The sequence below is a fragment of the Flectobacillus roseus genome (genome assembly GCF_030056595.1).
In the GTDB taxonomy this organism is placed as follows: Bacteria; Bacteroidota; Bacteroidia; order Cytophagales; family Spirosomataceae; genus Flectobacillus; species Flectobacillus roseus.
In genome coordinates, this window is record NZ_JASHIF010000002.1 from 666,683 (window position 1) to 690,329 (window position 23,647).

The window sequence follows — 23,647 nt, forward strand, 5'->3', positions numbered from 1 at the left end:
TTATGGAATTTTAAAATTGAATATAGGGTAATGTCTTCGAGTTTTCTCAAAACAGATGCCGCTTACTATTCATGATGGCGGTTGGAGAAATATTCGTTCAAATATACGGTTGGGTCTAAAAAAGTCATTTTTCTCCATCCTTGGCGACTTTTATCAATTCTCCAAGGATAAGGAATTATGGTTTCAATAGAATAATGCAGATGCGGGCTTTTGCCTGAAGCATTGCCAGAATCCCCAACTGTTCCAATCACAGATTGATGGTTTACAAAATTTAGAACATGAACCGTAATTTTGTCCAAATGTGCATAATAATGAAGCCTCCATTTTGGTCCGAGTACAAATACGATTTTTCCCCCTATGGGAATTTCGCCCTGATATAACACAATACCCTTAGTAGCAGAAAAGACTTTTGTCCCCTTTTTAGCAAAAATATCTACCCCTTTATGAGTGACCGATTTTCCCCATGGACAATACCAAAAGGATTGTTGGTTGTAGCTATCCTTTGTGGCTTCTGCAACAGGCATTTTGAGGTTTTGAGGAATACAGAACCCGATGACAATAATGGTTGTGATATATATAAATGATTTAGAGAGTTTTATTTTTTTCATTGCTAAAAATTGGAAGGACGAACTAATTTATCTTTTCTTCTAACTAGATTCCTTTCTCCTTAGTAATATGTCTAATGCTCTTTATGTCAATTATTCTCTTCCAAAAGCCTTTGCAGTTGATTGGAGTAAAGTTTTATGGTAATTTGGTTTGATTCTATTGACTGATTATTGTAACTCATCATAATTTTATACTTTAAAGTGATTGTACCATTTTCCTGATTGACAGGAGAAATATTATAGCAACTAACTGTATTGGGTAGAAAATGAATTTTTGGTCGTGGTTTACGACAGAGCCATCCTGCTTTTCTACGAAGAACTATCCATTTATTTTCTACAAAAATATACTCAATTAAGCTTTGTGGAGCTGTACCAATGCTAGGGACTGCGACCTGCTTAGTCGAAACATTAAAGATATACAGCTTTAAACCATCCGAAGGGTTTTCTATCAAGTTTTTTTGATTGTCTGAGATTAGCAGATATAGCACTGTTTTTTTCAGTAGAGGAAGAGTATCTATATTCTTATCATTCACTAAGTTTGTAGCCCTCTGCCTAAGACCGAGAGGAGGAATATACCCTGTCTCTTTTACAAAAAACTGCCAAGTTTGTTGATCGTGTCTGGAAACATTCGTTTCCCTAAACAATAGATTTCCTAAACTATCCTCTTTGCTGATCCAGTTGGTTTGAGATTGTGCTTGTTTGCAAACACAGAGAAGAGTGATTAAAAAAAGTAAATATTTCATTTGCCGTGGTGTAAAAAGAGGTTGTTTTAAAGGATTGTTTAGAGATATACAATCAAATCAAATTAAGCTTTAGGAAGTGCGTCTGAAAAGTAATCATTGAATTTGGTTTACCACTTCCAATTAAGATTTGTGGTATAATCAATTTCAAATCTTTGTGCGATTTGTTTTAATTCTGACTGCAAATCTTGGATGTTTTCAACTGGATTTTTTGGAATGATCAATGTATCTCCAATTTTTAATTTCAAGTAAAAATATTCGCCGACCTCAAAAATCTCTCCGATTTGTTGAAGTTTTATTTTTGTTTCACAATCTTCAGAAAAAGACCTTAAATAATCTTCAGTAAGTACTATTGTAAATTCAATGTCGAACTTATTATTTACATAATCTCTTAGCTGGGTTCTCAATCTTTCTTTATATGATTGCTTATAATAAGTTGGATAAGCGATAAGTGTTATCAATCCAATTATTATCATGGTATATCCTAAGAAGTCCTTTTTAAAGTAAAAAGAAAAACTAACTGTAATAATGTACAAAACGGTAATTGTTATCATACTTATTTGTCTGAACTTTTGAAAAGTTCCTTTGCTCTTTATAATGAATAACTGACTATTGAGAAAGTCATCTTCAGATAAGCTATATGTTAAAGTCATAGTAGGTAATAATTTTTATCGGTTAATTTATTTTTGACTATGTCATTATTCAGTTTTTTACATAAACCTCAAACAGTTTATATCCATCGCTTGTCTTAAGAAATTCAAATCTTTCCTGATAATCTAACTCATGGTTGATATAAAATTCAGATGGTTTCCAATTTGCATCTACCTGAGGAAAACTCTTTAGAATAAATGGTTCTTTTCTTTTTCTATAGTAGTCGATGGTAATTAAAAAAGTAGGAAACTTCTCTTTTTGGTGGCGACCGCATGCGTCAAAATATTTTTTATAAATAGGTTTTTCCGAGTTCATGAACATTAAATCCACATTCATTATATGGATTTCTTTTACAGCATTGGCTTGAAATCGTTCGGGTGTAACTATTTTGCGGACAAAAGTATTGAAATTTTTTTGATGGGGATTACTCGTCCCTAATTTCAACGATTCAATTTGTAAATCTGAAAAGAACAGCCGTTTCAAACTCTCTTTATTCGTGGATTTTAGGGCGGGCAAAAACTCCGTATCAAACCAATGTCTGAACTCTTTTTGATAATCTATAAATGAATAGGTATTCCCATTTTTCCCCTTAATAGTAAACCAAATACTCGTGTCTAAGTCGGCTTGATTTGTTTTTAATGAATACCAATTAATATTATCTGGAAGGTTATGAAGACTATCAGCCAAAATCTCATTTTTATCGTTAATTAAAACTTTGATTCCTCCTTTCCAAGCTAGATGTTCACAGTTTAGTGTATCCTCCTTTTCATCCCAGCACGTACGTTTTGCATTTATAAGTGCTCTGGACACACCATTATAAAACGGCGTTGCATAATTATAAATGGCAGGGATGACAGCTTTCCCATTTTTATCTAAAAAGCCAATTCTGTCATTTTTCTTGTTCTGGAATCGGATTTTTCCTTCACTTTCACAATCAACAGCATAGTCTAAAATATATAAGCTGTCTAAACCAACTTTTTTCCCATTTTTAAGGAGATAATAAGTCTTGTAATCATGTAAGGTTTCTTCTTTTACCGAGATGATATTGTAAAATGAGTCAGCTTGGGTGAAATATTTTTCGAACTTGGCGGGAATTTTAATTTTACCTTTTAAATCTTTGTAGCCGTATAAATTCTTGGCTTTATCATGGTAGCGTATCCAAACGTCGTTTTTTTGTCCTAATGCTAATCCATGGGATAGCATAACAAAATTGAAGACTATGATAAATTTTACTACTTTGACACCTAGATTTAGCATAATTATGTTGGATTAGAAGCATCGATATTTATTGGCATGGAAAGATAGAACTATTTACGAATATTTGAAATAGTTGACCGAAAAGCATATTTTCTTCCTATAAGTAAAATTATCTGATGAAAATATGCCAATTAACCTATCGGTTATTAATAAGAATAAAGCTTATTTTTAGCTGAAATCACGACCAAAGTTCAGCCATTTGTTCATCCGTATCAAGAAATAAAATCCACTTTCCGTTCTTACGGATGTACGTATTTGTCGATAATTCTACCTGATCTAATATAGAGGCTTCGTAGAATTTTTTTGAAATTGGACGCATCGTTCTGAAGCTCTCCATCACTTTCATATCGGAGAAGAAAATAATATTTTTCGCTGGGATTGTTACCGCAATGGTATCAATATCAATAATTTCTTTGATACTCGACTCCCAAAATTCATCCAAAAGCATAATGGAAGGATTCAGATTACTATCAAATTCCAAACGATAAAAAGGCTTGATGGCAGGATTGCTCGAGGAATAATCCATAATCGAAATTTTACAATCTTCATTTACTCGGTTGATGAGATTTCGTTTGCCTGCGTCACGTATATCATCAAAGGTTAGTCCAAAGCTCAAGAGATGCTTTGTGGTAATAAACTCAAAATTTTCGCCCATATCTATTACGTAGCAAACCACAATTTCTTCTGCGATGGGGTCTTTAAGAATTTCTCCTGCAGAAATCGAATCGATATTGACCTTCGGGTCATCAGCTCTTTTGATGACAGGGAAAATACTTTGTCCAAGGTTTATAGTGCCTTCTCTAGCCTTTTGTAGTTCAGAAATAGGTATGTCGAAGGCGGATGGTTCTTGATTGCTTTCGGTGTTTTGGTTTTTTTTGAAAAATTGATCGAAAATTCCCATGGTTTGGTGTGAAAAGGTTTTGGATTATTTGTTTGAATACTTTATTAAAATACGAGATAATCAGGTGTTAAATTGGACTGGGTGGCACTACTGCTGTTCTCTCAGAATATCTTCTAACGAAATTGTACCATCTTTAAAAAGTCTTGATTTGTACTCGATACCTAGTTTGTCTAGTAAGCGAGCCATATTGAAACCCGTTGCATAGAAGTATGTAGTTTTGTTAGTCAGATACAACCATTGATCCTTTTGAAGATTATAGTTCTTGAATTTTGCAAATGATTTGAAAGAGCTGTCAGATTTTAATAAGCTTTCATCTGGTTTTCTTTGGGCAAAATGATTGTATAATGAGAATTCAACATATCTTGCGGTACCTTCCATGGTTTCATAACACTTTTCAAATTTGTCGATATCAAACTTGAATACCTTTTGGAATTTTTGCCTTCTTTGCTTTCTTTTAACCCAAAAATCACGAAGGATTTTAGCAGTTTTAATGTTATCTTTTTCTGAGATAGCCTCCAACAAAAACCTATTTTCGATATCAATAGATTCTTTAAACCAAGGAACGGTTTTGTAAAAAGCACTCAAACTATCTGGTTGGATTTGTACGATTTCTTTTTCATAATACTCCATATAGGGTTTGTGCTTATATTGAAAACCGTGAAAATATTCGTGGATAATCATGGTGGTCCATTCATCCGTGGATCCAACATCCGGGATGGTTTTGACAGTCTCCTCGAAGCTACTACACATCATAAAAGGCGAATGGTAATTAAATTCAGGGGTAGGGTCGCCCAAAGTCATGCCTGTCTCCATGTGAAAGGGAGAATCATCCACTCTTTTTTGAGTTTTGTAAATTTTAACTTTACCATCCTCCAATAAAAGTTCAGACTTGAATGTTTTTAGAAATTTTTCGGTGGGATTTGCTATATACGAACTAGAATCTGTAAAATAAACCAATGGAACATCATATTGAGGAGCATTGAATGTCTTCCACGTTTCAGCTTCCACGGTTTGTTTTAAATGATATACAAATAAGATTCTATCAAAAATCTTTTGTTCGGGATTCTGTTTTTCTTTTTGGCAGCCAACGAGGTTTAATGCTATCAAAAAGAGGATGATTTTATTCATAAAATATTTGATTGGAGGTTTTGGATTACGAGGTCGATTTTATCTGAATGTTCAAATGTATTTAAGGACATGACGAAATTACATTAATCATAATTTCAGTTCTTATATCGCATTCCAATAAATTTTCTTGTAATTCCTTTAGTCGATTGAGTGAACCACATTGTAAATCTTGCACTTTATCAGTAATTATTCTAGAGATTTGTGTTAAATCAAGGTTTAAGTTTCTTTTCAAGAAAAGGAGTTGTTTTTGACTAAGTGAATCTATGTCCATGATAACTAATCTCCAAATAAGGTTTTCTTCTTCGTATTTTACAAGGAGGGTGTCCAAGTCTAATGAAGTTGAATAAGTACATATTTTACCAGAATACTTGTTGACAAATACTAATGAATTACCAGCTATCTGAAATTTTACATCAATGCTTTCAAATAACTGTTTGCTTGTATAGGTGAATATCCAAGCAAATGGTTTTTCAATGGTTTGCTCTTCAATAACCACAAAAGTGTCATCAATACGACTAAACTCAAAGTTAGAGAGATAGTTTTGAACGATTATTTTCGCTTGGTCATACGAGAACATATCTTTTGAACTTAAATTTAGGTTAGAATCCTAAGAAAGGTCGGTGTTGGATAAGAATTCGGCTCTAACGTGTGAGACTTATTTTTCAGAAGTTTTTAAACTGAAACAGGCACAAAACACCCTTCTGGTTGGTAATTTGTTTTCTATGCTACATCTTTTTGATATAGCGCATTAATTCTTGGTTGGATAATCCAAATGCCAATGAAGAAAAACCATATCAGGAAAAAATCCCCCAAGCAATCGCCAAAGCTTACCTTTTCCTGTCTTTCTACCGTTTTTATCACCTTCGTAACAAAATATAAGCAGTAGAAAACACAAAACATCGAAATTAAGTGAAGAGGAAAAATCAAAGTGAATAGCATAAAATTAGGTTCCCCCAACTGAGACATGTTAAAAATAATAAGGCATATAAATCCAATATAAACGATTGGGAAAACCAAAAAGGTTTTGAAGAGCGTTAGATTCATTTTTACAGAGGAAGGTAATTTTTGGTGCAAATTAGAGCCAACAGCATAAAACCAACCAAAATACGTACACATGAATACAAGCGTCAAAAGCGGGAAGAGATAAGAAATATAAAAAAAGTTAGCTGGGGTTTTACTTCCAAATATTGATACGAATGCAATAATTTGAAAAATGATTGGTAACCCGAAGGAGATTCCGAATAGTTGCCAATGTTTAAGTGTAAGAAATATTTTCATTTGAGTTACGGTTAAGAGTCAATTTTTATTTGCTAGACGTTTTAATTTCTGCACTAATTTAGAAAAAGTAGCTTATGAAGTTATAATTGAATCGGCAAAATAATTATATCAATACCAATCGGATAGAATCCTAAGAAATGGTCGGTGCTGGATAGGAATCCAGCACCAGCATTGAAATCCTGCACTAGCAAAGAAATTCAGCACCAGCCAGTATCTCTCTCATTAAATCAATTGATTGTATTACATAAATTGATTTAAAATGAGGAGAATTCTATAAGTTTATTTTTCTTGAGATAAATGTACTGATCATTTGTCAGGTAAATCAAGGTGATGATTTGACTGTCAGATAAAATACTGTAGAATTTTCCTTTCAGTTTTTGTTCCTTAACCACACTGTCTATAAAACTAAAAAAATCAATATCAATCCAGTCATCTTCAATTTTTAATATTTTTTGATAGTTCTTATTCTTAATTTTGAATTTTACTACGACACTTTTACCGTTATTAATATCAAAATTATCCGATACGTCTATGGGATAGAATTCGTTGTGAGAGAGTTGCTTTAGTTCTTTCACCAATGAAGCGTAGGGGTCTTGTAGATTTTGTAGTTCAGCATCTAATCTTAAAAAAACATCGGGAAAACCTTTTAGTATGTCGTTTAAACTAGTATGATCTTGTGATAATATCCGCTCTTTTGCTTCTTTTGTTTGCTTCGGTGATAGATGTGCCAATAAACCAATGTTTTGGTACTCCTTAATCGCAACTTCCACTCTACTTGTTGTTAATGATTTTTCGAAATTTTCCAGACTAGTTGTCAAGTAAATTTGATTTTGCTTGAGTAATTGTTCTTGCTCTTTTGTCAGAGCCATAATCCCGAAAAAATGTAGCTCAGAAGTGATATTTTCGGGCACCTTCACCAAATGTAATCGGTAAGGTGATTGAATGTCAACAAGTATTTTGTTGAATACTTTGTAATAATCTTCAAGAGCAACAACATCATACTTTGCATCTGTGTTAGCATAATGCTTGAAAAGTTGTTGGTATTTGTGACCATTCACTGTCAACGATACTGTTACTTGGTAATCTTTGTTTTCATTTTCAGACGATGTACTATCAACAATTATCTTAGATTCAAAATGATGAAAACTTAATTCTGGCAATACTTTAGCTATTTTTTGTAAAAGCTTTTCAAGATAATTCCTTGTGATTTTTGGGTCATATTCTTGATAATTTATCAGCACAGCTTTGCTCGAATAATTCAAAAGATCAAGTGTTGATTGTAATTTATTTGATTCGATATTCTTGAGAAGATTATCAAAGTTATGATCAATTATCCCTTTATTTTTTAATGCAATCGCATAAGGTTTGAGCATTTGGGGCATCAAGAGTTCCTGTAGTGAGACTTGCTCAATAATATTAGTGAGCAATTGAATCGGATGAACAAATTCATTATTATTTATCCTAATTTGAAAACTTCTGCGTATACTTTCAGTAATAAGTTGGCATACTGCCAGTTTAGAGAGATAGTCTGATAAAGTAACTCTTTTGGCAACTCTTTCTGCCTTGGTTAGCGTTTTATCCTCAAAATTGTAAGTGGCGTATTGATATCGATTTGAAAAACCTCCAGATAGTCTATCAAACTCATTATTGAGAAGTGCTCGCAAATAACAGCTATTTGATTCGCAGCCAATTTGTGCTAGTTCAATTTCGTAGGAGAGTACTTGAGTTTGATGAATAAGGTTATTTTGGACAAGATTTCGTATCGTTTTATCACTTGGATATTTGGTGTATAAAAAGGCTAAAATGAAAGTAAAACTGAAAATGCAACAAATGATAAGTAATATTTTTTTCATATAATTGGTCTTAAGACTATGGTGTAACAAGGGGGATATTGTAAAAATCTAACTTTTGGGCACAATACATGCCCAAAAGTTTATAGATAGCCACATATCTAATTTTCTATAAAAAATTACATTGTTTTATCTCCGCGAGGCGAAGAATTTAAACTTGGTTAAATAAGGAGAAAGTCATCCAATTAATTTTGCCAAGGTCCATTACGCTTTACCTGATAAAATCTTGTTTTATCAAAATTATATAATCCTTGACCAGTTCCCCACCATACATGACCTGATTGATCTTGGAAAATACTTTGTACACAACAAGTAAATCCATCTGCAGAAGTGAATACACTAAATGCCTTAGGGTTTGGTAATGGAATGGACGGGTTGAATCTGGTGGTGCTACCTCTGGCAGTAATCCAGATTATCCCGGATTTCTCTATTAATATGCCCCAAAACTCAGTTCCTCCTAAGCCATCTTTAGCGGTATATTCTGTAAATGTTTTACCGTCATATTTACAGATTCCATTTTTGAACACAAACCACATATTTCCTGCTGAGTCTTGCGCAATTCCTCCTGCATAGTTTTCTCCTAGTTGGGCTTTTTCATTAAAATTTGTGATTGTTTTTCCATCATATTTAAAAACTCCTTGATTGGACGTCGCAAACCAAATATTTCCTGATTTATCTTCAAATATATCGGCTGTGTTGATTTCTGGTAGTAATGAAAATACACTAAAGCTTGGCTTCCCTTGTCGGTCTGCCTCGGCATCATATTGATACACACCTCGATGAGTGCCTACCCAAATTTTACCTGATTTGTCCACTAGGATACTTCTGCGACTGATATCTATTTGCTGAAGTCCGTCTTTTTGATTGAAGTTTCGAAAGGTTTTGCCATTATATTGATAAACACCTTGGTCTGTTCCAAACCACATATTTCCTTGATGGTCTTCATTGATGGCAAAAACGCTATTTGAGATAAATCCTTCTTGGGTTGAAAAGTATTGCAAGTTTTTTTTGTCATAGCGAACTACACCATCACCGATGGTGCCAAACCACAAATTACCTTTCGAATCTTGAAAAATACTTCTGATGTACTGACTTACCAATGTGGTATCAAAATCAGGGGCCAATCCAGTTGTTTTGAAGGATTTTACGACGGTGGGAGCTGAGTTATTTTCTTGCGTTTTTAATTGCCCAAAACAAGAGGATAAAAGTATGAATAGGCTAAATGTGATTGTTGTTTTGAAAGAGGCCATTTGGCTTAGCAGGTTGGAGGTTAAAAATTGACAACTTTCTACAATTTAACGAAGTAATTCTTTCTTTTCAAAGAAAGCTCAATATTTTGGAAATTGAACAAGGTATAAAAAAAATTGGGTCACTGATTACTGGGTATAATAAGAAAGTGTGATTCAGGTGTATCGACTTTTTCACTGATTTTTTTTCAACAGTTTAAAACTTTTGAAAAAATGAGTCCAAGACCAAGTCTTGAACTAGTACATTTAATGTTGTCCAGTAATCAGATTGGGTCAATAAAAAATATATTAACTAATTGATTAAGAGGTTATTAAGCATCCAAAAGTTACAAGAGTTATATGAAGCTTTTTAGAAAAGACTTTCCCTGTAAAGCCTGAATAAGTGTGCTTATGGAGAGAAGCCCGTATATGATGGCAAGCCCTATTGTAAGTTTGGTGTCTTTTAAGAAATAAAATGAAACGATTGGTAATATTTGTAAAGCATGCATCCCGATAAAGTGTGCAACTCGCAAATCCCCCACCGTTTTACTCCAAGCAATAATCCATAAATTGGAATTATCGTTCAACGCGCCTACACTGTGGTTGAGTCTTGATCCCATGGCGAAACCTTCAAATGAGAAAATCACAAAGAGTACAATGCCCAGTCTGATTGCCCAAAGGTAATATGTCGGTAACATTGGGAAGTCATCTTTGAAAAATAAAAAACCGATATATGCTGTGTATAGCGTAACAACAGTGGCGGCAATGGCCATTAGACCATACAGTATCGTATAAACTGGCGTCGATAAGTTATAGTGTGAAAGTTGCCCTTTACTTGCTTGTAATGTAATATAAATAAGTTCAAAGCTCCATAGAACTACGACTGTCCAGTTGAACAAACTCAAATTAAAATTGGGTAAATAATGACAATACCATGCCATAGTCCATGAATATACTCCTAATGAAATAGCAAATTTAAAAGGTTTGTACCATGCGCTTATGCCGTAGATTTTCAACGGAGAGATTGTCGAGAGTACCAAAAATATAATCCCAGCCCAAAGGCAGACATGACCAAAATAGAATAAAACTTCGTTTCGATTCTTTATTTCTTGAATAAATTCCATCATATTTTTAGACTCGCTAAGATTTATTTATTTTTTATCATGCTGGGCTTTTCACCCTTGCTTACTAAATAGAATTGCTCTGACATACCATATAGATTGGTTCCATCGGTATTATTTAAGACAATAATACAGCGCTGGTCTTCGAGGGTATGTATCCAATTTGAGTTTGCACCTAGAATCCCACCAGTGCGATAAATAAAGGGTTTGTTGAATGTCCCATATCCATCGGCGTACCATACACCAAAAGCAGTATTCCCAAGTTTGGGGTTTGGTTTGATGAGTAGTTTTGTGTTAGCGGAGCTGAGTAATTTCTCTTGAAAAATCCCTTGATCAAATTTGAATAAATCTTCCGCACTAGAGTACATGGCACCCGCACCAAAGAAATTTTCGGCAAAATACGGTTCATCTTTCAAGATGGTTTTGGTGCTGTCATTGATAGAATAGGAATCTACTAAACCCTTGGGCTTGTATTTATCACTAATCAATCCAGAATGACTCATTTTTAAAGGTATTAGGATTTGCTCTTGGAGGACTTTCAAAAAGGATTTTTTGGTGATATTCTCAATTATTTTAGTCAAAATTATATACTCCACATTGCTGTAGATACTTTTCTCACCTGGTTTCTCGACGATATCTTCGCTACAATATTGATTTATAAAATCATCGAGAGACAACCGCTTCTTGTAGGGTTGCATGCCAATATTACCTATTTTGTCAGGAATTCCTGAGCTATAGGTTAGTAAATTTTCGATGGTTACTACATTTTTTGCATTGCCATTGTAAGTCGGGAAATATTTGCTGAAAGGGGTCTTCAAATCTAGTTTACCTTTTTCGTAAAGTTGTAAAATCAGTACCGCAGTAAATGCTTTAGTCATAGAGGCTATTCTGAAAGTTGAAAATTTAGAAATTTTTGAATCAGTCTCTCGGTTAGCAATACCAATGCCTTGTAAAAACTCTATTTTACCACCCTTCGATACAAGTACCGTTCCATTAAAGTTTTGCTTAGTTTGGTAATAGTTTAGCACCTCATCAAAGGTTTCTTGTTGTCCAAATGTACATGATGTAATCAGAATCAGGAGGCAAATCGAAAGATATTTCATTGGAAAGGGAGTTATATGAGCTTGGAAAGGATAAAGTTAATACCTGATAATTTCAGTGCATTATAGACAAATTGTTTAGCTTCGATTTTGCTTGAGATGTGCTAAGTAATCGAGAGCACTGTTCTGGTTATAGTCCTTTCCATCTAGCTGCTCTTTTACTAGATAAGTACCGTAATTTTGTAGCCTAATATTTTTGCCAGTCGGAATTAAATTTAACTCTGAACAAGTAACACATTCAACCACCAACCAGTTTGTTTGTACGGCATGGTCATCTATGTCTTTGATAATGAACTCAATCATACTACTACATCCAGTGCATACTTGTTCAATTATTTCTACTTTTTTTTGAGACTCAAACATTTCTTGAAAATATGAAATGGTGTCAAGGGTGAATCCATAGAGCCATTGGTTTAAATCTTCATTGATGTCCACCTCTACTAAAGAGGCTAGGTCATACAGTAAATCACTGATGAATTCTTTTTCCTCAGTATCAAAATCATCTTTCTCCAATGTAGATAATTGTGAATTTAAGGTCTTTAGGAGCGTTTTAGAGTCGCTGTTTTTATCAATATTTTCTATGAGTTTTTGGGATGTGTCGTTAAAAAATGCACTCAATTCTTGACTCATTTCATCACTTGACGGAAGAAGCCCTCGTTGATTCCATGCTTCTTCAGAGAATTTATCCATTTGTATAAACTCGCCTAGTTTCTCGATTATTTGTTCTTTTGATGGCATAAGTAGGTTGGGTTTTTTGATGATTTAATTAGTGTTCAGAATTAAAAACTCAATTTAGATAGTAATAATCGTTCTTATGAGGGATACCATTGCTATTTAAAAAAGTATCAACCTTTGCTACTTTTAGAAGAATAATTTTGTCTGACTGCCATACAAAATCAGTTGGAGCCCAGTCTATTGGGTTTATTTCTATATGCTTTGAGATACTAAAATTTGAAGTATTATTTGTTTTGTTAATACGCCAAATCTGAATACCAATAGGAGTTCCTTCAAGCCCAAATGGTAGCGATAGATTTGCAATAAATTGGTTGGAAGGGGATAAAGCTGGAACGTTCCAAAGTAATGTATTTTCTCCTGTTTTTTTGTTGATCAAATAGATTTCATAGTGCTCCCAGAATGTACCACTTACCACATAATGGTCTATTTGTTTAAATTGGCCTTCATATTTATACTCTCTAATGTTCTCATCGTCTGTATTTATTAGCGTATCTCTAAAGGAGAGTTGAGTAGGTTTTTTTCCTTCAATCAGTAGTTTGATTTCTCCATTTATTTTAGGAAAGTTGATTGTATCCTGAGTCAATTTATCTTTGAATTTTGCTTTGGCCTAGATGAAATCCTGTTCTGTGGCAACTGTAAATTCAAATTGCTTCGAGTTTTCAATAGGTTTCTGGCTAGCATTAGACACCGTATCAATGTGCTGAGCTTTTTCGGATGTTTGTGAGTCTTTTTTGCATGAAAGCAAAATAATCGTTACTACAAAAATGAGATGTCGAATCATGTGATATAGGGTGACTGGAGCTAAGATGTGAAAATTAATACTTTAGATAAACACTATTAACGTTTGTAAAAAATCATTGAATTTTCTTAATATTGATAACTTTTTGGTTACTAATGATTTAACGTTTTGGTCTGATTTCTTTTCTTACTGAAACAGATAGATTTGAAGAATATACAATCACAAATAATACATTTAGTCTGGCTGACATTTTTTAAGAATAAAAATTGATCTGTAATTTCATTAGCAGATAAAAACTAACCAAACAAAAGGGCGTATCCAAGTCCGATGGTTATAAATAAGAAAAAAATTGTCATGAATACATCATGAAGATTGTCCAATAGGTATAGAAATATATGCCGTTTTTGGACTTTGATTTTACCCTCACCACGTCTCAACCTTTGAAAGGTTTGGTTTAACTCTTTAAAGTCCATTTCACCAATACTGTAAAGCTTAATCACTTTGTCATTTTTGAGCAATATTATAGTTGTAATATGATAAAAGTTATACCCTGACTTTGAAAGTACGCCCTCGTTGATAATGACCTTTTCCTTTGTTTGATGCAGACTTCTTATTTCTTCAAATGTGAATTCCTCCCTCATAGGTAGATACAAATGATAAACACAAAGTGTTTTTCCGCTAAGCTTAATGCCTCGCATGGTAAGGAAATAATAAAGTGCGGTTAACGATAGGGTTTCAAAACATATAATAAATGATATAGATAAAACGCCGAACTGCGTGTTTACACTTTTGATTATTAAAATGCTTAAGAGCTGAAACCAAGCAAAACCACAAAGGGTTATACTCAAAAGAATAAGCTTCGGTCTAGTTTTGTAGATGATTATTTCCCTTTCTGTCATTGATTCTGAATATACACTAGTAAGATTACTAGAATGACTAGCTTTTGCTACATGTACTTTACCAGTAATTAATATATAAAACTCTTTACTAAAAGGTTCTCCTTACAGACATTAATAGATAAAAGTAAAAAAGCTATACTATTGTTTGGGATAAAATCCCAAGAAAAAAAGAGTACATGAGAGGTATCCAGCACCAGCGACCGCATTAACACCATCTCTCATAATTTATCAAAGATCTCACAAACGAATTCAGAACTGTATCTATCGATGCCACTTACGTTATGAAGACTCAAAATTTCTTTTAATCGTTCTGATATACCTAGTGGATTTCTAAAATGATAAAAATTTAAGCCATTTAGGTTAAAATTGATTATATCAAATTTCATAGAACTATCCTGAATATATAATTTCTTTGCAGTTATATTCATATCTGAATTTTCTCTACTAATTCTCTTTAAGTCTTCTAAATCCCTAACTTCTATTTCTAAGTGCTCATCCTCTCTTCTATAGGAAGGTCCTAATAAAAAACGAGACATCTGAAAATTGATCTCACTTAAATAGTCATATTTTTGTATTGTGACATAATAAAATTTATCAGAAATCTGTGAAAACTCTTTCCAATTTTGCTGTTCCTTACCAACAAAAACAGCAATTTCATAGAATTTTAGGTTATCAATGTTATATTTTTCCAGAATATTTTTCACTCTTTCATTTATAACAAAGCTACCATCCCCAATATCTGTATCCATCATGAATTCATAGAACTCTGACTTATATACTCCTATCGGTTTTACAAATTTGGTTTCAGTGTTTTTGCCATAAAAAAGATCCACACGATCTACTGTGTGAATATGAGTATGTTCAGCAACAACAGGAAGAAAAAAAGGGGCTTTGTCAAACAATGCGTAATATTTCATATTTTAATTTAATGTTGTTCGCTTACTTTTACCCTACAAAGTCAACCCCTCAAGCAACCTTTCTCTATATTTAATCTCCTCTTGAATTTTTACAATTTGTGCAGTCCAGAAGGCTGCCACAATATTTATGTTGAAGATAATCGACGCATCTTGATTGTTCCAATTGAAGGCTAACATTGAGAAGCCACTGTTCATAACCAATTTAAATGATTGAGTATAGTCAACGCCGATTGAGATCAGAATTCCAGAAACTAAAGTGAATCCAAATCCAGCTATAGTAAAATTGATAATTTGTGGGATTTGACAAATTAATGAAATTAAAAGACCTCTTTTAATTTTACCTGTTATTAATTGCTGACCAGAAAAAATAGTGAAAAAATTAAACACCATAAGCGTTGCTGCCAAAAAATAGATGTAACTGGCTGGTGACTCACTTTTGATAATTGAATAAATAGATAAGAGTGTGCCGACTAAGCCTCCGATGATTTGATAATAGGCTAGTTTTTTGATTTTTGCTTTTATGTCCTTTGTTAAAATAGAATCAGTCATCGTATGGGTAAAAATATTTTTTGGGTTGCGTTCAATATTACATAGAAGCAACTTTGTAAAACTACCTAATAATTTAGAAAAAACATATCTGAGGTGTGTTTACCAATCTTGCCATCTTCCGAATAATTTCGCTGTACTCTTTCGGGTAAATTGAATTGGCTTTTATGAATTGTCCCGCGGTAGCTATTAGAATAATACACATGCAGATTGCTCCTTAATTTTAATCTAAGATCTGTTTCAAAATCACCCTTATATCGAATTATTCTGGTTAAAATCAAATCATTTGGAAAGAGTTCAATAGGTGCACGGCTATAACCACACCTTGGAAAAATCCAATATTCAATAGGTCTCCAGTTACCTAATTCATCCTTGGCTTCTTGAATCATCGTCAGTTTTTTATCTTGTTGTTCAAGTAAGATTTTTTCAACTCCTGCATTACAAATGATTACTGGAATTGCTTGTATCAAATTCCTTTTTCTTGAAATCCATTTGTTGTAATCCCTAATCGTAGCAAGGCTGTCGATTTCCGTACTTTTTTCAAGGAATTGCGGGGCAGGAGGAATGGAATCAATATCTTCAAACATGCCCAGATTTTGTGTCGGACATACGGTGATTTGTAGCCCTGTTTTAAAGGCATCTTGTTTGAAAGGAGGTTTGCTTGCTGGTTGTCTACAAAGTAAAATGCTGTTCAGACTAAAATGTAGGCTATCCGAGAGTGTACCAGAAAATAGGATTAAGTTTTCTGGAAATGTCATACTTATTGCTTCAAATCGATTTCGACCTTCTTGAAATTTATCCAAGATATTAGGTATCCATGAAGCTGGATAATCATTTGGGTTGGCGATGTAGTTATCTTGTAAACAGGAGCTTAGAAGAAGTGCCAATGGATAGATAATAGTTTTCAAGGTGTTAGATTTTTGTTTCAAGGATTTCAGAATTTAACTTCTAAAGTTATTAAAAGTGCTGGACTGGCTACCAGCACCATCAAAGATATTTCATATAATTTCAACGCTATTTGTTACGTAAGATAATTCGAATGCTTGCACCGAGATCCTTTTGATTCGTTGTCGAAACTTTTGATACCCTGAATTCAGTGTGATCATTTATAGTCTTTGTTTCTTTGATTGATTCTGGTCGATTGTTAAGCTCGGTCCAGCTAAATTCTTCATCAAGTTTACAGCTAAAAAACTCATAATTGTAAGTTTGTTTATTTACCTCTATACTCAACTTCGCTGGCAATAAGCTGCCATAGTGAAGATTGCAATCAGGTACACGCGCATCATCTACAGACTTGAGCGTAAAGACATAGGTATTGTCGTTGAATTGTATGGTGGTCTCTTTGCCAGTTTGAACTTCAATAACTTTTTCATTTTCCTGTGGGATTGTGTTCGCTCTCTCACAGCTGGAATAGGTTACAAACAGAAAAATTCCTAGGAGTAAAGTGCTATTAATTGGCTTCATGGTAATTTTTCTAAGGTTTTAAGATGAGAATATTTTACTGGCTAATACACTTAAGAAATCATCTATTTTGAGCAATTATGTCTTTTTTACTTCATAACCTCTGGTGAGACAACGATAAAATCATATTTATCCATAATTTGATATGTCGCCTCGCTCAATGTTTTGTCGTTTTTATACCTTACTTTCAAGGGGCGCATATCCACCACTACCCATTGGTCTTTCTGGTATAATTTCAAAAACTCTTTTGGATATTCCCCATCTGGGTCCTCTAAATCATCGATGAGTTCTCCTTTTTCGGTAATATAATATCTGTTTAAGAAAAATATATTGGCAAAATTGGTTTGATTATGCTGTGAAAGTTCGAAGACAGCGTTACCAAGGTCATATAAATGTGTTGACAAATTCTGCCCTTTGGCAAGATGATTGGCACCTAATTTGAAAAAGACTTTTTTATTTTTGTCCTTGGTATGGTCGTAATACTGATAAAAATTCTTTTTCATGAGCGTCGCCCTCATGAGGTTATTGTCTTCATAATAAATAGTTCTTTAAATTTTAATATCCTCGAGCGCTGCCTTTAGTTCTGGTTGAGTAATTCCCTTTTTTAAGCTGTCGAGCAACTTAACTTTGGGCATCCACCATTTAGCGATTAGGCTGTCATACACCGCCTGATATCTTGCTTTAAAATTGGGAGATTGCAAATGAAATGCCTTATTGATTACGTAGGTAAACGCCATTTGATATTCTTGGTCGATACCCCAAATATTGTAATTGTATTTGTTGGCAACTACTAGCATTTCTGCATCTTCCTTGGTTCGGAAGAAAGGAAAGGTACCATATTTCCCTTTGTCTTTTGACAACTTGATTATGCTATCAACGGGATTTTTTGTTCTTGAAATTTGCTTCAGTTCTTTTGCGACAAACGGACTTGTTTCGACGCACCAATTTTTAAATCCATTTTTTGAAGCCGCTTCAAGTACATAGCTTGATAATTGCGAAAGCTGCTTTGAATTATGATATTCTCCCCATGCGACAAATTGATTATCAGGAAATTGCTTCTCTAAAATATCCCAACCTTTTCCAATAGGCTTTGTGCCATCAAATTGAAACGAGCTAGTATTTTCGAAGACTATTTTATTGAATTTGGTGGAGTCGGATTTTACTTTTACGGTTTGTCCAAACAAAGGTTTATACCTAGAATAGCGAAGAATAATAGCATTATTCTTATTTGACGGATGTAAAGCATAGCTAGAGGTTTTTGTGATTGGTGTGAAGTAAGAGGAAATTTAAAATAGGTAGTTTTATTATACTCCAAATATATCAAAATAGGCTTTAGTATTACAACAATAGGGAAGAAAAGTTAGGGTTTCTCAAGCATGTACTACTTAGAATTTTGAAGTCTACCTATTGTCATGCCAGATACGAAGTACCGTTTGTCTAAAACCTCAGACGTCCGTTGGTCCAAACCAAAGATTGTCTTCCTTTAGTAATATCCCAAAATGGTGTGAACATCAGATTAGAAACACCAAGTTAATAATTAGAAGAAAAAGATACTCTGGATAAAGTGTATCATGGGTTTAGTGCTATCAATAATAGTAATATAGTTCTGAACGAAAGATTCCACTTAGCTGATGAATTTATTCAACCGTAGCGAAAAAGTTTACATATCTTTATTTCTAAAAGCTTTGAAAACGCCAAAAGCGAAGGTCAGAAAACTGATCAAAAACGTAGTCAAACCACCTAACAATAACCCCATAATTGCATATTCGACCACATTGTAATTTTTGATTAATTGTTCCAAATTGAAGGAAATGGCTAAAAGAACCCATCCAAAATTAAAAAGACTCCAATGCCAAAATCCTATCTTTTGATTTATACGTTTTCCAGTTTTTTGTAGTATAAAATAGATTAGCGCCATCAATCCTGAAATGAGGCTAAATGAGATGGAGATGGGAAGATATCCTATTACGTAAAAGGAATCGTGTAAGATAATATCAAATGTTCGCGAGGCAAATATAGTACCAAGACCCAATAAAAGCGTTGAAGTAATGGCAAATAAAGAATAAGGTGTAAATTTCATCTGACAGAATGGGTTGAGGAATTAATAAGAACTTTGGAAAATTAGCAATAAATATCGAAATGGGAATCTGTCTAGTGTTGAGAACGAATAATTTAATAAATAGGTGATTTGTTAGTAACAGACAGTAAAAAAGCCATCAACCTCCTCAATTTATTGAAATGCTTCCTCTTTTTTACTGCCTAAAACTGTTGCGTGTAAAAGGTATTTATTATCTCCTATTAATTTATGAGGGCAAACTGTTGTAAATTACTTTCAATATAGTCACTCATCGCCTTGTCCCACTGGAGTCTGCACTCGTCTGAATAAAAATAGTCATTTAGCTCTTCTGGAGAATCTAGTAGTTCAAGACTTTTCAAATAGGCTCTGTGTCTTTGGTTTTTACTCAGAATAGTAGTTTGAGATAAGCTAAGGTACCAATTCATTTTTAAACTATTTTTCTTAAGTTCTGCTAGGAAATTATCATAGAGTTTCAAAAGCTCTGTCTGATTTAGCTCAACCATCACTTGTCTGACCGCATTCAAATGTTCGCCCTTGTTATGTAAAAATTGGTTTACCCCACCATTATCTACTTCTCCCGAAAATGCTAAAAAGGACCAAAAGATTTTTTGTCCTCTGGTAAGCTCTTTCCAAAATAGATTTGACGTCTCTTTTCCTTTATGTTTTTGCGTTAGGTTATCTAATAGCAATTCCATGTATTCTGTTACTCGATTGTCGTATTCATCATAGGATTCCCACTGATATGTGGTTTGAATATTTTCAAGTTGTTGTTTTGAAATGGTTACAAAATGAATCAATTCATTTTGATTCCCTTTTTCAATATCGAAAAGACGTACCATTACAAAATATTTTTTTAGAAATTCCCAAATGAAACTACCTATATAATACGCTAATACTAGATTTAGAAGCCAATTTAACCAATCAAACTCTGCTACTTGAGACATAAGAAATAAGTGTGTTTATCGTGATTTATGTTGAATAATAAGATACTCTATTTAGGTACTAAAGATATTTCTTTTACATCGCAGACCAAAACTACTTTTATATTGAATTGTATTTTTTATCTCCAATAGGTTTTTATTGATAGAAAACGCTTGAAATTCTTTAGTTACTTAATCATTGGGATGAGGTGTATTAATACATTGCTAAAGTTATGAGAAAACACTCCCAACAAAATACTCCTGCTTTGAATAGTTATCCAACCATACAAATAACCATAGAAAAAGGTGCCTAACCCCATTAGGTAATCAAAATTTACGTCTAGTTCTTCTGTAATCTGAAGCCCATGAACCAAACCAAATAACAGTCCATTTAGGATGAGACTTGGATTTCTAATAGATAGGTTGAAAAAAGAAATTCTTGCTTTTAAGGCATTCAGCATAATACCTAAAAGGACAGATCTAAACATAATTTCTTCATCAATCCCTGGCATCGTTGACTAGTACAATAATGTTTCGAAGTCATATTCTGTTTTTGGATTAAAATAAGAGAAGAAAGCTAATAAAATAGGTAAGCTTGCTACTATGAGTGGCCTTTTGAGAAAAATTGATTCCTTTTTAAATCCAATAAAATCAAATGGTTTTAGCCTTGCTCTAATTAGGTAGTACACGCAAGTTCCAAAAGTAATTGTAAAGATTTTTCCTGTCCAATTCCATTTACTATGAATGATTTGTATGTGTTGAGTTTGAGCTTTCAATATAATTTGATAGACCCAAAAGATAAGCACAAGGATAATAATGGACTTTACTTTCGTCTGGTTTTTTGCCAAAAGTAGGAGAAATGGAAATAAAATTAAAGCTGGCAAAATGCTTTCTAAGAGGATTCTAGTTAAGCCTAAGAACGTGTAGTAATTAGAAAAATATAGTGCCAAGCTGATTCGAAGGATTGAGATTAATAGATATAACCAAAGAGAAATAGAGTATAGGCTTGAAGCCTTAGAAAAATGAGTGCTGGATAAGAATCCAGCACTAGCAATGAAATATTATTTGTTCAACCTTTCAATGAGTTGCTCTATCCCTTGTCTCCAAAAAGGATAATCCTCTTCATTCTCTTGCCAAAGTTCCTTAAGTTCAGAATCCTCACCCAATATTTTCTCTAAGGCAATCACCGCCTTCTCTTTTAGGTCAGACAGGTCTATGTTTGGATTTCTGTCAGGAAAAGAGTCAACGTCTAATATTTCCCCCCTTTCACTTTCAGAGAACTTTGTGCCGTTTGTCTGACTGTCAATATAAGTGGCAGAAACAATAACCGCATTTCCCTCTGTTGTGTCAATAAAGTCAGATTCCAAGGCAGTATCCAAGGCATCTTCAATCAATTCTTTTGGACTTTCGGATGCTTCGATTTCGTCCATAAAATCATAAGCGTCATCATCTTCATAATACTTGAATCCCCAAGCTCCCATAAATTTTTAAGTTAAATTGTTAAAGGTTAAATATTGTTTTAATGTTTGCAAAAGAATGCTTTTATAAATAGGATATACAGTGAAGTTCTTTTTTAGAAAGGATACAACACACTTAGTTTTTCCATTTATACCTTTCTAACTCGATTGCTTCCTGAAAATAGGCTTTAAATTTTTCGGACATACTAGGGTCAGTGAACTTAACGATGGTGTATGAACTATCCCAAGCAATTATTTCAATCTTTGCCCGCTCCACCTGTAGATTACCATTTTTCCATATTTGACCATTTCCATCAGCAAAAGGTAAATCAATTTGTGAAGGCTCAATTTCTTGAGTTTTAAGAATTCCAACAAATACGCCCCAAATTATTTGAATTTCTGTTTTACGTAGAACATTCATTTCTTCTGCAGAGATTAAAAACCAGTCTTTGTCATGATTAATTGGTAGATATTTTAGTTGGTCAGTGTTCAACTCTAAATCTGAGATTATCCACTTTAGATTACTAATTTCATCCTGAATAGGCTCCAACAAAACTTTTAAATTTGTATGAAATTTGAGTTTACGGGTATTTCTGATTATCCAATTCACAATTATGCATGTCGGTTTAAGGTTGTAAAAATCGTTTTTTTTACTGTAGATTTTTGTTTAAAATGAAATACTATAAAACTCAAATCAACCCTTCCTTGAAGTTTTTCAATTAACAAAATATAGAAAATTCTACATTTCATTTGGGTTCAGAATGGCTTTGTCCAAATTTAGGATAATTTCCTAAATAATTTGATTGTTGGATTGGAATCCAGCAAAAGCAATTGATGCTCTTTGTTCTTAGTCATTCTTAATGGTAAATTTCAAGTTGTTTTGTTCGATGAAATTATATCCAATATCAATAGTTTTCTCTTTGCGCTTGTATAGTTTACCATCAGTCAACAATACTTCTTTTTTACCTTCAGCGTTCCAAAATTTAATCATATACTTTGGCTCAAACCTCGCCTTAACTACTTTTCCTCTAAGAATTTCTGTCAACAGGTAAAAGCTTTCAGATTTGGTTAGGTCACAACTTTGTTTTTCAGTTTCGAAAAGTATGGGCTGGATTGGCATAATCATACCTTTTTTTTGAAAGGGTTTTAGCCTGATATGTTGATATAAATATCTAATTGATGTATATGCCCAAATTAACATGGGTGGAGATTGATGTCCGTTATCTGTAATTGATTTAATAATTTTTTGGTTTTTAATAAAAGTAACTGTTATTGTCTCATCATCTGCCAAATTTGCTTCATAATTATTCCTTATGTTCTTTAGGTCAGCCTTTTTAAAATTTTCTTCAATATTGGAATAGTCCTCCGCTGTAATCTTAGAATAAAACATTCCTTGGACTGTAGTGTTAAATTTACCAAAAAATAACACATCTCCGTTTTTTTCAATGCTAATATCTAGTTGAGGACAAGGTCCCATACAGCCCGAGGTTGAGACTATAATTTTATCATAATTTTCATTGGGATCGATTTTATATTTTGCTCTTACAAACTTTGAAAATACGCTATCTCTAACTTGAACTGTCAAAGTGTCTTCAGTTATTGAAACGATTTTTTGGATGTACCATTTGTTTCCTGACAAATCAAATATCTTCAGTTTATTTCCATCGATTTTATAACGTGTTCTGTTTCCAAGATAATAGATCTTTGTTCGGTCGTGATCAAACTTCTTATAAAACCCGAATTTATTTTCACAAGTATTGTTGGGGAAGAAAATATATCCTAAAGGAATTGGGAGAGGAGGAGGTAAATTATCATTATTTGATAATCTAGCATCTACCTCTTTTACAAAAGTCCATTCTCCAATAATATCCTTTCTAAGTTTACTAGACTTTTTTGTCTCACAAGAAAGTAGAACCAGAATCGCCAGAATTATTTTTATGCTTTTCATTTTCATCTGTTTACCTGTAATAGGTGATATTCGTGTATACGAACTTTTTATATTCTCTGGTAAGTAAATAATGCATTCTAAAACTTTCATA

The 23,647-nt window shown here is 33.3% G+C and carries 27 protein-coding genes; all 27 read right to left on the minus strand.

The features are described 5' to 3' along the window. Positions 1-65: 65 nt before the first annotated feature. Positions 66-608 carry a M23 family metallopeptidase gene (locus QM524_RS02950; protein WP_283343412.1) on the minus strand — a complete coding sequence of 181 codons (543 nt, stop codon included), beginning with the start codon at positions 606-608 and terminating at the stop codon, positions 66-68. Between the two features lie 86 nt (positions 609-694). Continuing rightward, positions 695-1,348, minus strand: coding sequence for a hypothetical protein (locus QM524_RS02955; protein WP_283343413.1), 654 nt, complete (start codon positions 1,346-1,348; stop codon positions 695-697). Positions 1,349-1,455: 107 nt separating this feature from the next. Next, positions 1,456-1,998 carry a hypothetical protein gene (locus tag QM524_RS02960; RefSeq protein WP_283343414.1) on the minus strand — a complete coding sequence of 181 codons (543 nt, stop codon included), beginning with the start codon at positions 1,996-1,998 and terminating at the stop codon, positions 1,456-1,458. A gap of 49 nt (positions 1,999-2,047) precedes the next feature. Beyond that, a complete protein-coding gene (locus QM524_RS02965; RefSeq protein ID WP_283343415.1) occupies positions 2,048-3,253 on the minus strand; it encodes a WG repeat-containing protein in 1,206 nt (401 codons plus the stop codon). Positions 3,254-3,431: 178 nt separating this feature from the next. Next, on the minus strand, positions 3,432-4,154 hold the full coding sequence (locus QM524_RS02970) for a DUF1444 family protein (protein ID WP_283343416.1): 723 nt from the start codon (positions 4,152-4,154) through the stop codon (positions 3,432-3,434). A gap of 87 nt (positions 4,155-4,241) precedes the next feature. Next, positions 4,242-5,282 (minus strand): hypothetical protein, encoded by a 1,041-nt coding sequence (locus QM524_RS02975; protein WP_283343417.1) that lies wholly within the window; start codon positions 5,280-5,282, stop codon positions 4,242-4,244. A gap of 61 nt (positions 5,283-5,343) precedes the next feature. Then, positions 5,344-5,859: a hypothetical protein gene (locus QM524_RS02980; protein ID WP_283343418.1), complete on the minus strand. Its 516-nt coding sequence runs from the start codon at positions 5,857-5,859 to the stop codon at positions 5,344-5,346. A gap of 955 nt (positions 5,860-6,814) precedes the next feature. Next, the gene (locus QM524_RS02985) at positions 6,815-8,413 is read right to left on the minus strand and encodes a hypothetical protein (protein WP_283343419.1); all 1,599 of its coding nucleotides are present in this window, start codon (positions 8,411-8,413) and stop codon (positions 6,815-6,817) included. A 182-nt stretch (positions 8,414-8,595) separates the two neighbouring features. Beyond that, on the minus strand, positions 8,596-9,660 hold the full coding sequence (locus tag QM524_RS02990; protein WP_283343420.1) for a ligand-binding sensor domain-containing protein: 1,065 nt from the start codon (positions 9,658-9,660) through the stop codon (positions 8,596-8,598). Between the two features lie 332 nt (positions 9,661-9,992). Continuing rightward, entirely contained in the window at positions 9,993-10,763 is a 771-nt protein-coding gene (locus QM524_RS02995) for a hypothetical protein (protein ID WP_283343421.1), read from the minus strand. A gap of 20 nt (positions 10,764-10,783) precedes the next feature. Beyond that, complete coding sequence (locus QM524_RS03000) at positions 10,784-11,860, minus strand: serine hydrolase domain-containing protein (RefSeq protein WP_283343422.1); 1,077 nt, start codon at positions 11,858-11,860, stop codon at positions 10,784-10,786. Positions 11,861-11,935: 75 nt separating this feature from the next. Then, positions 11,936-12,595 (minus strand): DUF4844 domain-containing protein, encoded by a 660-nt coding sequence (locus tag QM524_RS03005; RefSeq protein ID WP_283343423.1) that lies wholly within the window; start codon positions 12,593-12,595, stop codon positions 11,936-11,938. 49 nt (positions 12,596-12,644) lie between these two features. Beyond that, positions 12,645-13,175 carry a hypothetical protein gene (locus QM524_RS03010; RefSeq protein WP_283343424.1) on the minus strand — a complete coding sequence of 177 codons (531 nt, stop codon included), beginning with the start codon at positions 13,173-13,175 and terminating at the stop codon, positions 12,645-12,647. Positions 13,176-13,199: 24 nt separating this feature from the next. After that, positions 13,200-13,373 (minus strand): hypothetical protein, encoded by a 174-nt coding sequence (locus QM524_RS03015; RefSeq protein ID WP_283343425.1) that lies wholly within the window; start codon positions 13,371-13,373, stop codon positions 13,200-13,202. 254 nt (positions 13,374-13,627) lie between these two features. Further along, complete coding sequence (locus tag QM524_RS03020; protein ID WP_283343426.1) at positions 13,628-14,230, minus strand: hypothetical protein; 603 nt, start codon at positions 14,228-14,230, stop codon at positions 13,628-13,630. 218 nt (positions 14,231-14,448) lie between these two features. After that, complete coding sequence (locus tag QM524_RS03025) at positions 14,449-15,147, minus strand: hypothetical protein (RefSeq protein ID WP_283343427.1); 699 nt, start codon at positions 15,145-15,147, stop codon at positions 14,449-14,451. 33 nt (positions 15,148-15,180) lie between these two features. Continuing rightward, positions 15,181-15,696, minus strand: a complete 516-nt coding sequence (locus tag QM524_RS03030; protein WP_283343428.1) for a hypothetical protein — start codon at positions 15,694-15,696, stop codon at positions 15,181-15,183. Positions 15,697-15,761: 65 nt separating this feature from the next. After that, on the minus strand, positions 15,762-16,601 hold the full coding sequence (locus QM524_RS03035) for a hypothetical protein (RefSeq protein WP_283343429.1): 840 nt from the start codon (positions 16,599-16,601) through the stop codon (positions 15,762-15,764). Between the two features lie 106 nt (positions 16,602-16,707). Next, positions 16,708-17,157 (minus strand): hypothetical protein, encoded by a 450-nt coding sequence (locus QM524_RS03040; RefSeq protein ID WP_283343430.1) that lies wholly within the window; start codon positions 17,155-17,157, stop codon positions 16,708-16,710. An 86-nt stretch (positions 17,158-17,243) separates the two neighbouring features. Further along, positions 17,244-17,657: a hypothetical protein gene (locus QM524_RS03045; RefSeq protein WP_283343431.1), complete on the minus strand. Its 414-nt coding sequence runs from the start codon at positions 17,655-17,657 to the stop codon at positions 17,244-17,246. Between the two features lie 45 nt (positions 17,658-17,702). Then, complete coding sequence (locus QM524_RS03050; protein ID WP_283343432.1) at positions 17,703-18,338, minus strand: hypothetical protein; 636 nt, start codon at positions 18,336-18,338, stop codon at positions 17,703-17,705. Positions 18,339-18,814: 476 nt separating this feature from the next. Beyond that, on the minus strand, positions 18,815-19,234 hold the full coding sequence (locus QM524_RS03055) for a hypothetical protein (RefSeq protein ID WP_283343433.1): 420 nt from the start codon (positions 19,232-19,234) through the stop codon (positions 18,815-18,817). Positions 19,235-19,452: 218 nt separating this feature from the next. Beyond that, positions 19,453-20,070 carry a DMP19 family protein gene (locus QM524_RS03060; protein WP_283343434.1) on the minus strand — a complete coding sequence of 206 codons (618 nt, stop codon included), beginning with the start codon at positions 20,068-20,070 and terminating at the stop codon, positions 19,453-19,455. Between the two features lie 269 nt (positions 20,071-20,339). Then, positions 20,340-20,663 (minus strand): CPBP family intramembrane glutamic endopeptidase, encoded by a 324-nt coding sequence (locus tag QM524_RS03065; protein WP_283343435.1) that lies wholly within the window; start codon positions 20,661-20,663, stop codon positions 20,340-20,342. Between the two features lie 549 nt (positions 20,664-21,212). Then, positions 21,213-21,632, minus strand: a complete 420-nt coding sequence (locus QM524_RS03070) for a DUF4259 domain-containing protein (protein ID WP_283343436.1) — start codon at positions 21,630-21,632, stop codon at positions 21,213-21,215. A gap of 112 nt (positions 21,633-21,744) precedes the next feature. Continuing rightward, positions 21,745-22,218 (minus strand): hypothetical protein, encoded by a 474-nt coding sequence (locus QM524_RS03075; protein ID WP_283343437.1) that lies wholly within the window; start codon positions 22,216-22,218, stop codon positions 21,745-21,747. A gap of 237 nt (positions 22,219-22,455) precedes the next feature. After that, positions 22,456-23,646 (minus strand): DUF6438 domain-containing protein, encoded by a 1,191-nt coding sequence (locus tag QM524_RS03080; RefSeq protein ID WP_283343438.1) that lies wholly within the window; start codon positions 23,644-23,646, stop codon positions 22,456-22,458. Position 23,647 lies beyond the last annotated feature (1 nt).